Consider the following 14,123-nt stretch of genomic DNA (forward strand, 5'->3'; position numbering starts at 1 on the left):
TCCGCAGGTCGGCTAAGGTTAGGCGAACCTAAGCCCGATCGTGCAGGGAGATTCGTGACCGCGCTCGCCAGCCGGCCGACCCAGGTCCGCGGCCGGTCCCGCACCCGCCGCCGGCTGGTCGTCACCGTCGGGGCCGCCCTGGTGTTGCTGCTCGCCGTGCTGGCCAGCCTCGCGCTCGGCAGCCGACACCTCGACGTCGACCAGGTCTGGCATGCCCTCGTCGCACCGGACGGCGGCGACGCCAGCACCATCGTTCGCGAGCTGCGCATGCCCCGTACCGCGCTCGGCCTCGCCGTCGGCCTCGCGCTCGCCGTGGCCGGTGTGCTGTTCCAGGCGCTCACCCGCAACCCCCTCGCCGAGCCGCGCATCCTCGGCATCAGCGCGGGCGCGTCGTTCGGCGTGGTGCTCGCCATCTCCGTCTTCGGTGTCGGCACGCTCGCCGGGTACGTCTGGTTCGGCATCGCCGGAGCGCTGATCGCCGGGCTGCTGGTCTTCGCCATCGCCACCCGGGCCCGCGAGGGCGCCAGCCCGGTCACCCTCGCGCTTGTCGGCGCGGCGCTCGACGCCAGCCTGGCCTCCGGGGTGTACGCGCTGCTCAGCATCGACGCCCGCACCTTCGAGGAGTACCGGTTCTGGGTCGTCGGCGGGCTCGCCGGCCGCGACCTGTCGGTCACCGCGCAGGTGCTGCCCTTCGTCCTCGCCGGTCTGCTGCTGGCCGCCCTGGTGGCCCGAGGCCTGGACGCGTTGGCCCTCGGCGACGACGTGGCCCGCGGCCTCGGCCACCGCATCGGCCTGGTCCGACTCGGCGGTGGCCTCGCCGCGGTGCTGCTGACCGGCGCGGCGGTAGCCGCGGCCGGACCTGTCGCCTTCGTCGGGCTGGCCGTGCCGCACCTGGCCCGTGCCCTGGTCGGCGCGGACCACCGCTGGACCCTCGCCGTCTCCGCCCTGCTCGGCCCGGCGCTGCTGCTCGGCGCCGACGTCGTCGGCCGGCTCGTCGCCCCACCCGGCGAGATACCCGCCGGAATCGTCACCGCGCTGATCGGAGCGCCGCTGCTGGCGGTCCTGGTCCGCCGCGCCCGGGTGGTGACCGCGTGACCACCGCACACCGTCCCGCCGACCCGGCCGGTCCCGCCGACCGGGCTGGCTCGACCGGCTCGGCTGGCTTGACCGGCTCGGCTGGCTCGACCGGCTCGGCTGGCCTGTCGGCCTCGGTGGCTGCCGCCTCGTCTGGCGCCGGCCACGCCTCGCTGCCCGGACGGTCGCTGCTGCGGATCGGCCCGGTCAGCCTGCTGGTCCGCCGCCGCGCGGTGCTGGTGGCCGCCGTGCTGACCGTGCTGCTCCTGCTGGCCGTCGTGCTCAGCCTCTCGCTCGGCACCCCGTACGTCGCCCCGGCCGACGTGCTGCGCGCCCTCTCCGGAGCCGGCACCCCGTACGACCTCGTGGTATTTGATCTTCGGCTGCCGCGGGTCGTGCTGGCGGCCGTGGCCGGCGCCGCCTTCGGCGTGGCCGGCACCCTGATCCAGAGCGTGGCCCGCAACCCGCTCGCCAGCCCGGACGTCATCGGCATCACCCAGGGCGCCGGCCTGGCCGCCACGGTTGCCCTGACCAGCGGAATGGCCGCCGTGCTCGTGGCACCCACCGCGCTCGTGGGCGGGTTGCTCGCGGCGGTGCTGCTGTTCGCCCTGGGCGCCCGGCACGGGCTGGCCGCGCAGCGGTTCGTCCTCGCCGGCGTGGCGGTGGCGTTCGCCTTCCGGGCCCTGACCGAGGTGGTCATGCTCACCGCCGACCCGATCGACGGGCTGCGCGCGCAGATCTGGCTGATCGGCACCCTCGCCGGCAAGGGCTGGACCGAGGCCGCCTGGATCGCGGGCACCCTGCTGGTGCTGCTGCCGGTGCTGGCCTGGGCCGGTTGGGCGCTGAACAGCACCGCCCTGGACGACGACACCGCCCGGGGCGTCGGGCTGCGCCCGGTGGCGCGCCGGATCGGCCTGGCCGGCACCGGCGTGGTCGTCGCCGCGATGGTCACCGCCCAGGTCGGCGCCGTCGACTTCGTCGCGCTTGTCGCCCCCCAGGTGGCCCGGCGGCTGGTACGCGCCGAACGGCCACCGCTCGTCTGCGCGGCGCTGCTGGGCGCGCTGCTGCTGGTGCTGGCGGACCTGGCCGGTCGGCGGCTGTTCGCGCCCACGCAACTGCCCGCCGGGGTGCTGACCGCGGCGATCGGTGGCCCGTACCTCATCTTCCTGCTGCTGCGCGGACGGCGGCGGTCGTCGTGACGCCCCCAAGGAGTCGTGTGATGCTCTCCACCCGCGACCTGGTCGCCGGCTACGACGAGCGGACCGTGCTCGACGGCCTCGACCTGGACCTGCCCACCGACGCGTTCACCGTGATCGTCGGGCCGAACGCGTGCGGCAAGTCCACCCTGCTGCGCACGATGGCCCGGCTGCTCAACCCGCGCCGGGGCACGGTGCTGCTGGACGGCACCGCGATCCGCGACCTGCCCACCCGGGAGGTCGCCCGCCGGCTCGGCGTCCTGCCGCAGAGCCCGCTGGTGCCCGAGGGCGTCACCGTGGCGGACCTGGTCGGCCGCGGCCGGCAGCCCTACCAGCGCTGGTGGCGGCAGTGGTCGTCGGAGGACGGCGCGGCGGTGGACGAGGCGATGGCCCTGGCCGACGTGACCGACCTGGCGGACCGGCCGGTGGACAGCCTCTCCGGCGGTCAGCGGCAGCGGGTGTGGATCGCCATGACGCTCGCCCAGGACACCGACGCCCTGCTGCTGGACGAGCCGACCACATTCCTCGACCTGGCCCACCAGGTGGAGGTGCTGGACCTCCTGCACCGGCTGCGCGTCGAGCGGGGTCGCACAGTGGTCGCCGTGCTGCACGACCTGAACCAGGCCGCCCGGTACGCCGACCACCTGGTCGCGATGCGCGACGGCGCAGTGGTCGCCGCCGGACCGCCCCGGGAGATCCTCACCGCCGACCTGGTCCGCGACGTCTTCGGGCTGGCCTGCGTGGTCGTGCCCTGCCCGGTGACCGGCGCGCCGCTCGTGGTGCCCGCCCACACCGGGGGCAACTCCCCGATCCGGTCGTCCACCGACCCGATCCGGTCGTCCACCGACGCGCCCGCCGCGGCGGGGACGTCTCGCGGCCCGGTCGCCGGACCGCGTCAGCCGTCCCGTGCCGTGCCGCGCACCACGCCCGTCGACGCGGACGACCCCGATTCGTCGAAAGCGTCAGTACCGGACGCCTGACCCGCCACCACCGGCGACGCGGCCACCCCGCTCGTCGGCTCGTACCCCTCGAAAGGACTCTGATGCGTCGTCTCGTCGCCGCTCTCACCGTGGCCGTCGCCCTCGGCGTCGGTCTCACCGCCTGTGGTGAGAGCGACCCGGTCGCCGGCTCCACCACCGGGGAGACCCGGGAGATCACCCACGCCATGGGCACCACAAAGGTCCCGGCGGACCCCAAGCGCGTCGTCGTGCTCGACACCGACAAGATCGACACGGCGCTCTCGCTGGGCGTCACGCCCGTCGGCGCGGCCACCGCAGGTGAGGCCAAGAGCTGGCCGACCTACTTCGGCGCGGACAAACTCGCCACCATCAAGACGGTCGGGGTGCTCGCCGAGCCCGACCTGGAGGCGATCAACGCACTCAAGCCCGACCTCATCCTCGGCAGCAAGTTCCGCCAGGAGAAGTTCTACGACGAACTGTCCGCCATCGCGCCGACCGTGTTCACCGACAAGGTGGGCATCACCTGGAAGGACAACTTCCTCCTCGACGGCAAGGCGCTCGGACGCGAGCAGCAGGCCAAGGACCTGCTCGGCGCGTACGAGAAGCGGGCCAAGGAGTTCGGCGCGACCCTCGGCGACGCCGCCGCGCGCAAGGTGTCGATCGTGCGCTTCCTCCCGGGCAACATCCGGGTGTACGGCCCCGACTCCTTCTCCGGCATCGTCCTCGGCGACACCGGACTGGGGCGCCCCGAGCGGCAGCTGCTCGCCAACAAGGAGGACAAGCGCTTCGACCTGGTCAGCCCCGAGCGGGTCAACGAGGTTGACGGTGACGTCATCTTCGTGACCGCGTACGGCGACAAGGCCGCCGCCGAGCAGGCCAAGGTGGCCGGCGGCACGCTCTGGAAGGGTCTGGGCGCGGTCAAGGCCGGCAAGGCGTACTCCGTCTCCGACGAGGTCTGGATGACCGGCATCGGCGTCGGCGCCGCCAACAAGATCCTCGACGACCTCGCCAAGTACCTCCCCGCCGCCTAACACGCCGCACGCCCGTGCCCGCGTCCCGTCCCCAAGATCCGCGCAAGTTCGGTGAAACTGCTGCCTCATGAGCCATTCGGGCAGCAGGATCCCTGATGTTGTGCGGATCTTGGGGCGTCTGGGTCAGCGAGGTTGAGATCGGGACGTCAGGGCTTGGCGAAGTTCGGTCAGGAAGCCGTCGAAGTCCTCCCGAAATCGTTTAGCGGTAACGTGCAGAACGATCCAGTCCGCACCGAGCAGGCGGTTGAGGCGGCGCCGGTCTCGGTGGAACTGCTCGGGATCGTCATGCCACACCCCGTCGTACTCGACGGCGACCTTGAGCTGCGGCCACGCCAGATCGAGACGGGCCACGAACCTCCCGTCGCGCTCGACTACGAACTGCGTCACGGGCGCCGGCACGCCGGCGAGCACTATCCGCACGCGGAGCCGAGACTCTGGAAACGACTCCGCGCCCGCGTCGGCCAGCTCAGCCATACGGACCATCCGTTTCCAACCCCGTTTGCCGATCCATCCTTGGGAGTCCGCGCGCAGCCGAGGGAGCGCCACCAGCCGTTGGCCGGCGAGACGATCCACGATGGCCACCGCATCCTCCGTCGGCAGCCACTGGGCCAGGTCCCAACACGTGCGCATCGGTGTAGTCAGCGGGATGCCATGACGTACCGCCACGTCAGTCGCGGCGATCGCCCCGGTGTGCACGACGAGCCCCGAGACCGGACCGAACCTCTGGCCGGCAGGCACCAGCACGTCGATGGGCTCGTGGTCGGCGATCGACGCTGCGCCATAGAGCGTCGCGGCACTGCGACCCGCGATCGCTACACCCGGCGGCAGAACCCACCGCGCCGCGGCGGCACAACGCGTGCGGTGGGTTACCGCCAGCCGGGCATCGGCGTAGACATCCCGGAACAGCGGGCGCCATGCCGTACTGCGCAGCTCCGTCCGGGTCAGCAGGCCTTGAGCAACGACGCGGGAGCCGCGAAAGATGCGTCCCTGCAGACTCGCCGGCCGTCGAGGGGAAACAGGCATGACGACACCTTGACCGGTGTTCGCGTTCGCCGGCAGCCCCTGTGGATAACTCGGTGCGAGGGCGTGCAGACCAAGATCCGCGCAACTTCGCCGTTCTTGCTGCCTCCGGGCAATCCGAAGCAGCAGCATCCCCGAAGTTGCGCGGATCTTGGGTGGGGGCGTGGAGTGGAGGGGGGGAGGGGAGGAGTTAGGCGGCGGTGGACCAGATCGCGCGGAAGGCGGCGGCTTCGCCGGACAGCCAGCGTTCGATCTGGTCGGGCTTGGCGTCGCTGGGCATGCGGTGGGCCTGGCCACGGCGGACGTCGACCAGGACCGGCTCGGCGTGCGGGAGCACCGCGTCCATGTGTCGGGCCATCAGGTGCAGGGTGGCGAGCACCGATTCCTCGCTCGGTGGGGTCTCGTCGAAGTGCAGGCGGACCGCTTCGGCGCGACCGTCGGCGTGGCGTACCCCGAAGTGGGGGTTGATCTTGACGGGCAGGTCGCCCAGCATGGCCAGGGCGTCGCGGGTCTGGGCGAGATCGACGGCGGCCGGCTCGCCGAGGGAGTGCAGCCAGGCCGTGGCGCCGGGGACGAGCGCCTGGTAGAGCGGGCGCCAGCGTGGCTTGACCACGTCGTCCACCCCGGTCAGGTGCGTGCCGCCGGTGTGGAAGGCGATGTCGGCCTTGAGCGCCTTGACGAACTGGCCGTGCGGGTTGAAGCCGGACCGACTGGCGCGCTGCTTGCGCAGCCCACCCACGAAGGTCGCCTTGGTGGGGCCGGTGCGGTCGACGTAGCGGGTGAAGCCGAGCAGCGTGGCGTACGGGGTGAGGGGCGTGGAGGCGGGAGCGGTCACGGGCGTCCTCCCTAGTCGTAATCCTGCAGGTCAGGAACTCGATTAGTACATACATTCTAATCGACGGGTCTGACATCGCCCAGCGAAAACGGGGGTGCGGAAAACACGACAAAGGGGGCCGCCCGGCGTGCGGACGACCCCCTGTCGAGACGGCTGCTAGAGCTGGCCGACGTCCGTGATCCGGACGACCGCGGCGCCGACCTCGTCGGAGGCCACGAGGTCGATCTCGGCGCTGATGCCCCAGTCGTGGTCGCCGTTGGGGTCGTCGAAGCTCTGCCGGACGGTCCACCGCTCCCGGCCCTGCTCGATCATGAGCAGTGCCGGGCCCCGGGCGTCCGGTCCGACGCCGATCGAGTCGTACTCCTCGAAGTACGGCGCCAGCGCGTCGGCCCACGCGTCGTAGTCCCAGCCGTCGCCGGCGTCCAACTCGGCGAGCAGGTCCCAGCGGCGCAGCGCGGCCAGCTCCACGCGGCGGAACAGCGCGTTGCGCACCAGCACCCGGAACGCCCGCGCGTTGCGGGTCACCGCGGGCGGCCGGTCGGTGAGCGCGGCGTGCGCCTGGGCCACCTCGGCCACGTCGGACGGGTTGCGCAGCCGCTCCCACTCGTCGATGAGGCTGGAGTCGACCTGGCGGACCAGCTCGCCCAGCCACTCGATGAGGTCGATCAGCTCCTCGGTCTTGGCGTCCTCGGGCACGGTCTGGCGCAGCGTCTTGTACGCGTCGGCCAGGTAGCGCAGGACGAGGCCCTCCGAGCGGGTCAGGCCGTAGAACTGCACGTACTCGGTGAAGGTCATCGCCCGCTCGAACATGTCGCGGACGACGGCCTTGGGGGAGAGCTGGTGGTCGGCGACCCACGGGTGGCCCTGCCGGTACATCTCGTACGCGGCCTCCAGCAGCTCGGCGAGGGGCTTCGGGTGAGTCACCTCGTCGAGCAGCTCGAGGCGGGCCTCGTACTCGATGCCCTCGGCCTTCATCGCGGCGACCGCCTCGCCGCGCGCCTTGAACTGCTGCGCGGACAGGATCTGCCGGGGGTCGTCGAGGATCGACTCGATCACGCTCAGCACGTCGAGCGCGTACGACGGGGACTCGGCGTCGAGCAGCTCGATGGTGGCCAGCGCGAGGGGGGAGAGCGGCTGGTTGAGCGCGAAGTCGAGCTGGAGGTCGACGGTGAGTCGGATCCGCCGGCCGGTCTCGTCCGGCTCGGGCAGCTCCTCCACGACCCCACCGGCGCGCAACGCCCGGTAGATGGCGATCGCCCGGCGGATGTGCCGGCGCTGGGCGGCGGGCTCCTCGTGGTTGTCGGTGAGCAGGTGCCGCATCGCGCCGAACGCGTCCCCGGGCCGGCCGATGACGTTGAGCAGCATCGAGTGACTGACCTGGAAGCTGGAGGTCAGCGGCTCCGGCTCGGCGTCGACGAGCCGGTCGAAGGTCGGCTGGCCCCAACCGATCGAGCCCTCCGGCGGCTTCTTGCGGACCACCTTGCGCCGCTTCTTCGGGTCGTCGCCGGCCTTCGCGAGGGCCTTCTCGTTGTCGATGACGTGCTCGGGGGCCTGCACCACGACCCGGCCGATGGTGTCGTACCCGGCCCGACCGGCCCGCCCGGCGATCTGGTGGAACTCCCGGTTCTTGAGCAGCCGGGTACGGACCCCGTCGTACTTGGACAGGCCGGTGAACAGCACGGTGCGGATCGGCACGTTGATGCCGACGCCGAGGGTGTCGGTGCCGCAGATGACCTTGAGCAGGCCAGCCTGGGCGAGGGTCTCCACCAGGCGGCGGTACTTGGGCAGCATGCCGGCGTGGTGCACGCCGATGCCGTGCCGGACCAACCGGGACAACGTCTTGCCGAAGCCGGACGTGAACCGGAAGGCACCGATGGCCTCGGCGATCATGTCCTTCTCGGCCCGGGAACAGACGTTGACGCTCATCAGCGCCTGCGCGCGTTCCAGCGCGGCGGCCTGGGTGAAGTGCACGACGTACACCGGGGCCTGCTTGGTCTCCAGCAGCTCTTCCAGTGTCTCGTGCAGCGGCGTCATGGCGTACGAGAAGATCAGCGGGACCGGCCGCTCCGCCGTGCGCACGACGGCGGTCGGCCGCCCGGTACGGCGGGTCAGGTCGTCGACGAACCGGGTGGTGTCCCCGAGCGTCGCGGACATCAGGATGAACTGGGCCTGCGGCAGCTCGATGATCGGCACCTGCCAGGCCCAACCCCGGTCGGGCTCGGCGTAGAAGTGGAACTCATCCATGATCACCTGGCCGACGTCGGCCTTCGCGCCCTCGCGCAGCGCCAGGTTGGCCAGGATCTCCGCCGTGCAACAGATGATCGGGGCGTCGGCGTTGACGCTGGCGTCGCCGGTGAGCATGCCCACGTTCTCGGCGCCGAAGACCTCGCAGAGGGCGAAGAACTTCTCCGACACCAACGCCTTGATCGGCGCGGTGTAGAAGGTCGTCCGGCTGTCGGCGAGGGCCGCGAAGTGCGCGGCGATCGCCACCAGGCTCTTTCCCGAGCCGGTGGGCGTGTTCATGATCAGGTTGGCGCCGGAGACGATCTCGATGACCGCCTCCTCCTGGTGGGGATAGAGGTCGAGGCCGCGCTCCTTCGCCCAGCCGGCGAACGCGTCGAAGAGGGTGTCGGGGTCGGCGCTTGTCGGCAGCGCGGCGGTGAGCGTCATATCCCGTCCATGGTGCCTGGATCATGCCCCGCTCCGCCAACCCGGCGTCCACCGGACCCCCGTCCGGGCGTCCCGGACGCCCTGCCGCGCTCGGGCGTCGCGCCGCCGCGTCCGGGCGTCGCGCCGGTCCGCTCGGGCGTCGCGCCGGTCCGTTCGGGCGTCGCGCCGGTCACCGTCGGCGGTAGAGCAGGTCGGCGACCGGTCGGCCGGCCGTGATCGCCCGCCGCTCGAACTTCGTCACCGGCCGGTGCGCCGGACGCGGCGCGAAGCCGCCGTACGCGTCCACCAACTCCGGGTCCGCGTCGAGGGTCTCCCGCATCGCCTCCGCGTACTCGGCCCAGTCGGTGGCGCAGTGCAGCGTGCCACCGGGCCGCAGCCGGGACCGCAGCAACGCCACCTGCGCCGGCTGGATGATCCGCCGCTTGTGGTGGCGGGCCTTCGGCCACGGATCCGGAAAGAAGACGTGTACGGCGTCCAACACATCCGTGGGCAGGCCGCTGACCAGGGACAACGCATCACCCTGAGCCACCCGTACGTTGTGCAGGCCAAGCCGGTCGGCCAGGTCGAGCAGGTTGGCGATTCCCGGCGTGTGCACCTCGACCGCCAGATAATCTCGATCCGGGTCGGCGGCAGCCATCGCGGCGGTGCTGTCGCCCATGCCCGAACCGATCTCCAGCACCACCGGGGCCCGGCGACCGAACAGGTCGGCCAGGTCGACGGGCACGACCGGTCCGTCCGGAACATCCAGGCCGTACGCGGGCCAGAGCCGGCCCAGCGCATCTGTCTGCCGGTCGCTCATCCGGCCCCGGCGGGGATGGAACGTCCGAATCGTCCGGCTCACGGGCGGGACGACGGGGTCATGTTCGGTGGCGGTCACAGCCAACCGAGCCTACGCGACGCCGCCAGCGAATCGGATGTGATGTGCGACCGGAAATGAGAGGATCCAACTGGTACGGCAGGTCGGGTGCTCCGCTGCCCGACCCGGCCGCGCGGCGTCGAGAGGGGGCATCGTGACAGTGACCCGCGGCGGCGTGACCCTGTCGGTGCTGACCGTCCTCGCCGGCCCCCTGCTGACCGCCACGCCGGTCTTCGCTGCTGTCCCGGTGGCCGCTGCGCCGGTGTTCGCGGCTGTCCCGGTGGCCGCTGCGCCGGTGTTCGCTGCTGTCCCGGTGGCTGCTGTCCCGGTGGCTGCTGCGCCGGTGGCTGCTGTCCCGGTGGCTGCTGCGCCGGTGGCTGCTGTCCCGGTGTTTGCCGCGCCTCAGCCTGGACCGTCGAACGGCCAGCCGCAACCTGACCCGCCGGTGGACATCTTCGTCGAGGTGAGCCCGAGCACCGTGCAGCCCGGCTACCTGGTCGGCATCCGGGCGAGCTGCGGGGACAACTCGGTCGGCGCGACGGTGGTCTCCGACGCGTTCGGCGCGGTCGGCGTGCAGCCGCAGCACGGGCTGCTCACCGCCGCGCCGATGGTGCGGGACCGTACCCGACCCGGCAACTACCGGGTCAAGTTGGAATGCCGCAACGGCGAGACGGCCTCGACCATGCTCCAGGTGGTGAAGAAGGTCCCGACCTATCCGAGTCGCGGCCCGGCCACCGGCTTCGGTGGCGGTGCCGGTGGCGTGACCGGCAAACTGCTGCTGCCCGTTGGCGCGGCGTTGACGGTCTCCGGCCTGATCCTCGCCGTGCTGGCGCTACGCCGGCCACGCGCCGCCCGTGGCATCGGACTCCACTGACCGCCATGGAGATCTTCCGCCCCACGCCGCCGCCGGCCGGCTCCCGCCCGCCGGCCGCCTTCGGTTTCCTGCCGCCCGCTGGTGGTCGTGCACCCGCTGGTGGTCGTGCACCCGCTGGTGGTCGTGCACCCGCTGGTGGTCGTCCACCCGCTGGTGGTCGTTCGCCCGGGGCGGGGCGTCCGCCCGAAAATGGCCGCCCGCCCGAGGACGACAGCCTGTCGGCGGACGACAGGTGGCCCGAGGACGACAGCTTGCCGGCCGACGACGGCTGGCCGGAGGAGCGCCCGCCGGCTTCGGGTCGCCCGCCGGCTTCGGGTCGCCCGCCGGCTTCGGGTCGCCCGGCGGTGGCTGCTCGCCCGGCGACCGCCGTGACGCCGCGGCGCAGTCGTCCGCCCGGCCGCAGCCCCTGGTCGGTGCCGCTGGCCGTGGTGCTGGTGCTGGTGGGGGTCTTCGCCACCGGGGCAGGGCTGGGCCGCTCGGTCGGCCCGTTCGACCTGGCCCCGGCCGGTGGTGACCGGCCAGCACGCAGCGAGTCGGCCGGATTGTCGGCCAGTCGCCCGGTACGCCTCACCGTCCCGGCGATCAAGGTGGCCGCGCCCGTGGCGCCCGTCGGGCAGGCGCGGGACGGCTCGATCGCCGTACCGCCGCTGGAGCGGCACAACGAAACCGGCTGGTACGACCGCGGCCCCACGCCCGGCGAGCCCGGTCCGGCGGTGATCGTCGGGCACGTGGACACCAAGAGCGGCCCGTCGGTCTTCTACGAACTGGGCAAACTCAAGCCGGGCGACCTCATCGAGGTGGCTCGCGCGGACCGGTCGACGGTGACCTTCAAGGTCGACACCGTGGAGCACTTCCCGAAGGACCGGCTGCCCGCCGAACGCATCTACGGTAACGACGGCCCCGCCGGGCTGCGACTGATCACCTGCGGCGGCCAGTTCATCGGCGGTCGCACCGGTTACGCCGACAACGTGATCGCCTTCGCCACCATCCAGTCCTCCCGCAAGCCCTGAGCGGAGCCCGCCGGGACCCCAGCCCGCCAGCCCGGCCAGCCCGCCTACCCGGCCGGGCCAGCCAGCCAGCCTGTCTGCCTGCCTGGCTCGGTGGCTCCTGCTTGATCGACTCGGGGTCCTTGAAGTCGGGGTGTCGGGCCTACCGGGACGGCCCGGTTTCGTTGAAGCCGAGTGGATCAACCCGCCGACGCTCGCAGGTGGGCCCGGCGTCAGCTGAGGAAGGCGAGGAGTTGGCGGGTGGTCTCGTCGGGGGCTTCCTCGGGGATGAAGTGCCCGACTCCGACCGGCTGGCCGCGTACGTCGTCGGCCCACTCCCGCCAGATGGCGAGCGGGTCGTCGTAGAGCTTGGCGACCTGTCCGCGTTGACTCCAGAGAAACAGCACCGGGCAGGTGATCTTCCGGTTGCCGCGGTCCGCCTCGTCCTGCTGGTAGTCGAGCGTCGCGGCGGCGCGGAACTCCTCGCAGATCGCGTGCACCCTGGCGGGGTCGCTGAACTGCCTGACGTACGCCGCGCGCACCTCGGGTGGGAAGGCGTCCTTCACCTCGGGCCAGGTGTCGAGCATGAAGTCGACAAGCACGGCGGGTGCCGCGTCGATGAACCGCTCGGGCACCGGGGCCGGCGCGGCCAGGAAGGACCAGACCCAGTAGGAGAGGCTGAACGCCCGGTCGGCGCGGTTGTAGACGTCGCCGACCGGCACGACGTCCAGGACGGCCAGCCGGGTGACGGCGTCCGGTGCGTCCAGCGCGAGACGGTACGCGCAGCGGGCCCCGCGATCGTGGCCGACGAGGCGGAACTGCTCGTGACCCAGACTCCGCATCACTTCGATCTGGTCGCGGGCGATGGCGCGCATGCCGTACGGCTCGTGGTCGGGCGTGCTCGGCGGTGTGCCGCTGTCGCCCCAACCTCGCAGGTCGGTGGCGACGACTGTGAAGTGCTCGGCGAGACGTGGCGCGACCTGATGCCACATGAGGTGTGTCTCGGGAATGCCGTGCAGGAGCAGCACCGGTGGCCCGGTGCCGCCCCGGCGGCCGTGGATCGTCGCGCCGGACGTGGCGATGTCGAACTCTTCGAACCCGTCGAACATGGGCAGGACCCCCGCGCCTCGGGATGCGCCCTGAGCCAACGGCGTGGGAGGGCGGGCAGGGCAACTGGTGGCCGGCTACCGCTCGGGCCGCCTCGACGCTATCAACGGAGACGTCCGGCCCGGTGCGATTCGGCCATGGTGCGGCGCTCTCGGCATGCAGGGGAGTGGCCTGCTCGACGGTTGAGCTGCGGGACGGCTGATGCTCAAGATCGTGCTCGAACCAGGATGTAGTGGCATCGCGCCGCCGGGAGGGGACTGGATCCAGGATCGAGCACGATCATGGCGTGGGCCGCCTGCGTGCCGAGAGGCCGGCGGGGAGGTGGCTAGGGCTGGGGGACGTGGAGGGCCACCTCGAACTCCAGCAGGCTCGCCCCGCTGGAGACGGGCGGTCGGGGCTTCTCGCCGGGAGCGGCAGCGTGGGCGGCTCGCGACGGGCCGGCGGCCCACGCCTGGTACGCCTCCTCGTTCTCCCACCTCGTGTAGACGAAGTAGCGGGTCTCGCCGGCCACCGGTCGGAGCAACTCGAAGCCGAGGAAGCCGGGGGAGTTTTCCACCGCGCCGGCCCGGGCGGCGAACCGCTTCTCCAACTCCGCGCCAGCACCGGGCGGGACCTCGATTGCGTTGATCTTCACGACTGCCATCTGTCCACCCTAGCCACTCAGAACGCCCCGACAGCCACTCAGAACCCCTCGACCGCGGGCACCAGCTCCGCGTCGACCACGATCGGGGCGTGGTCGGAGGGGCCCTTGCCCTTGCGGGCCTCCCGGTCCACGTAGGCCGAGCCGACCGCGCGAGCGAACGGCGCGGACGCGTACACCAGGTCGATTCTCATGCCCTTGTTCTGGTGGAACATCCCGGCCCGGTAGTCCCAGTAGGTGAAGGGGTGTGGCCCCTTCATCGGGGTCGGGACCACGTCGACGAGGCCCAGGTCGCGCAGTGCCGCGAGGGCCGCCCGCTCCGCCGGGGTGACGTGGGTGGAGTGGGTGAAGACCGCCGGGTCCCAGACGTCGGCGTCGGTCGGGGCGACGTTGAAGTCGCCGCAGACGGCCAGCGGGAGCCCACCGGCAAGCTCGGTCTCCACCGCGTCGCGTAGCGCCGCGAACCAGGCCAGCTTGTACGCGTAGTGCGGGTCGTCGGGCGTCCGGCCGTTGGGTACGTACACCGACCAGACCCGGACCCCGTCGCAGGTGGCGGAGATGGCGCGGGCCTCCGGGTCGGGAAAGCCGGGCTCACCGGCGAACCCGACCCGGACGTCGTCCAGCCCGACCCGGGACAGGATGGCGACCCCGTTCCACCGGCCGTCGCTGTGGCTGGCCACGGTGTAGCCCAGCTCGCCCACCTCGGTCACCGGGAAGGCGCCGTCCGGGCACTTGGTCTCCTGCAGGCAGACGACGTCCGGCCCGGTGTCGGCCAGCCACTCCAGCAGCCGGGGGAGGCGGGCCTTCACCGAGTTGACGTTCCAGGTCGCCAGGCGCATGCCCCCAGCCTGCCGCATCCGCCCCCGGCGCGCCGG

Annotated in this window: 12 protein-coding genes and 1 pseudogene; 6 read left to right on the plus strand and 7 right to left on the minus strand. The window is 72.2% G+C overall.

The annotated features are described in order from the left end of the window. The first annotated feature begins 54 nt into the window (after positions 1-54). The 4 genes and pseudogenes from ACPXBU_RS10020 (at position 55) to ACPXBU_RS10035 (ending at position 4,260) form a co-directional block, all read left to right on the plus strand. Complete coding sequence (locus ACPXBU_RS10020; protein ID WP_425757835.1) at positions 55-1,095, plus strand: FecCD family ABC transporter permease; 1,041 nt, start codon at positions 55-57, stop codon at positions 1,093-1,095. Next, complete coding sequence (locus tag ACPXBU_RS10025) at positions 1,092-2,273, plus strand: FecCD family ABC transporter permease (RefSeq protein ID WP_425757836.1); 1,182 nt, start codon at positions 1,092-1,094, stop codon at positions 2,271-2,273. Before ACPXBU_RS10020 ends, ACPXBU_RS10025 begins: the two co-directional genes overlap by 4 nt. A 20-nt stretch (positions 2,274-2,293) precedes the next feature. Beyond that, a pseudogene (locus ACPXBU_RS10030) lies at positions 2,294-3,064 on the plus strand (ABC transporter ATP-binding protein); the annotation flags it as partial. Positions 3,065-3,312: 248 nt separating this feature from the next. Next, positions 3,313-4,260 carry an ABC transporter substrate-binding protein gene (locus tag ACPXBU_RS10035; protein WP_393367533.1) on the plus strand — a complete coding sequence of 316 codons (948 nt, stop codon included), beginning with the start codon at positions 3,313-3,315 and terminating at the stop codon, positions 4,258-4,260. Positions 4,261-4,383: 123 nt separating this feature from the next. Here ACPXBU_RS10035 and ACPXBU_RS10040 read toward each other — a convergent pair whose 3' ends face one another. The 4 genes from ACPXBU_RS10040 to trmB all read right to left on the minus strand — a co-directional run bounded on the left by ACPXBU_RS10040 (position 4,384) and on the right by trmB (position 9,584). Next, a complete protein-coding gene (locus ACPXBU_RS10040; protein ID WP_425757837.1) occupies positions 4,384-5,283 on the minus strand; it encodes a hypothetical protein in 900 nt (299 codons plus the stop codon). 187 nt (positions 5,284-5,470) lie between these two features. Beyond that, positions 5,471-6,115 carry a hypothetical protein gene (locus tag ACPXBU_RS10045; RefSeq protein ID WP_425757838.1) on the minus strand — a complete coding sequence of 215 codons (645 nt, stop codon included), beginning with the start codon at positions 6,113-6,115 and terminating at the stop codon, positions 5,471-5,473. A 156-nt stretch (positions 6,116-6,271) separates the two neighbouring features. Beyond that, the gene (locus tag ACPXBU_RS10050) at positions 6,272-8,785 is read right to left on the minus strand and encodes a DEAD/DEAH box helicase (protein WP_393367538.1); all 2,514 of its coding nucleotides are present in this window, start codon (positions 8,783-8,785) and stop codon (positions 6,272-6,274) included. A gap of 169 nt (positions 8,786-8,954) precedes the next feature. After that, positions 8,955-9,584: a tRNA (guanosine(46)-N7)-methyltransferase TrmB gene (gene trmB / locus ACPXBU_RS10055; RefSeq protein ID WP_425758006.1), complete on the minus strand. Its 630-nt coding sequence runs from the start codon at positions 9,582-9,584 to the stop codon at positions 8,955-8,957. A 208-nt stretch (positions 9,585-9,792) separates the two neighbouring features. On the opposite strand from trmB, the gene ACPXBU_RS10060 reads away from it, so the two are divergent. Both ACPXBU_RS10060 and ACPXBU_RS10065 read left to right on the plus strand, forming a co-directional pair. After that, complete coding sequence (locus ACPXBU_RS10060; RefSeq protein ID WP_425758007.1) at positions 9,793-10,515, plus strand: hypothetical protein; 723 nt, start codon at positions 9,793-9,795, stop codon at positions 10,513-10,515. A 344-nt stretch (positions 10,516-10,859) separates the two neighbouring features. After that, the gene (locus ACPXBU_RS10065; protein ID WP_425757839.1) at positions 10,860-11,525 is read left to right on the plus strand and encodes a class F sortase; all 666 of its coding nucleotides are present in this window, start codon (positions 10,860-10,862) and stop codon (positions 11,523-11,525) included. A 209-nt stretch (positions 11,526-11,734) separates the two neighbouring features. On the opposite strand, the gene ACPXBU_RS10070 is transcribed toward ACPXBU_RS10065, so the two are convergent. The 3 genes from ACPXBU_RS10070 to ACPXBU_RS10080 all read right to left on the minus strand — a co-directional run bounded on the left by ACPXBU_RS10070 (position 11,735) and on the right by ACPXBU_RS10080 (position 14,087). Continuing rightward, entirely contained in the window at positions 11,735-12,610 is an 876-nt protein-coding gene (locus tag ACPXBU_RS10070; protein WP_425757840.1) for an alpha/beta fold hydrolase, read from the minus strand. Positions 12,611-12,933: 323 nt separating this feature from the next. Continuing rightward, positions 12,934-13,251, minus strand: a complete 318-nt coding sequence (locus ACPXBU_RS10075) for an antibiotic biosynthesis monooxygenase family protein (RefSeq protein WP_425757841.1) — start codon at positions 13,249-13,251, stop codon at positions 12,934-12,936. Positions 13,252-13,289: 38 nt separating this feature from the next. Continuing rightward, complete coding sequence (locus ACPXBU_RS10080; RefSeq protein WP_425757842.1) at positions 13,290-14,087, minus strand: exodeoxyribonuclease III; 798 nt, start codon at positions 14,085-14,087, stop codon at positions 13,290-13,292. Between the last annotated feature and the right edge of the window lie 36 nt (positions 14,088-14,123).

This window comes from Micromonospora sp. DT231, assembly GCF_049847025.1.
Lineage (GTDB): Bacteria > Actinomycetota > Actinomycetes > Mycobacteriales > Micromonosporaceae > Micromonospora.

Excerpts from the sequence above, each read along its gene's own strand:
- ACPXBU_RS10035 (WP_393367533.1), top strand. The coding sequence starts at position 3,313 with ATGCGTCGTCTCGTCGCCGCTCTCACCGTGGCCGTCGCCCTCGGCGTC.
- ACPXBU_RS10040 (WP_425757837.1), bottom strand. The coding sequence starts at position 5,283 with ATGCCTGTTTCCCCTCGACGGCCGGCGAGTCTGCAGGGACGCATCTTT.
- ACPXBU_RS10050 (WP_393367538.1), bottom strand. The coding sequence starts at position 8,785 with ATGACGCTCACCGCCGCGCTGCCGACAAGCGCCGACCCCGACACCCTC.
- trmB (WP_425758006.1), bottom strand. The coding sequence starts at position 9,584 with ATGAGCGACCGGCAGACAGATGCGCTGGGCCGGCTCTGGCCCGCGTAC.
- ACPXBU_RS10070 (WP_425757840.1), bottom strand. The coding sequence starts at position 12,610 with ATGTTCGACGGGTTCGAAGAGTTCGACATCGCCACGTCCGGCGCGACG.
- ACPXBU_RS10075 (WP_425757841.1), bottom strand. The coding sequence starts at position 13,251 with ATGGCAGTCGTGAAGATCAACGCAATCGAGGTCCCGCCCGGTGCTGGC.
- ACPXBU_RS10080 (WP_425757842.1), bottom strand. The coding sequence starts at position 14,087 with ATGCGCCTGGCGACCTGGAACGTCAACTCGGTGAAGGCCCGCCTCCCC.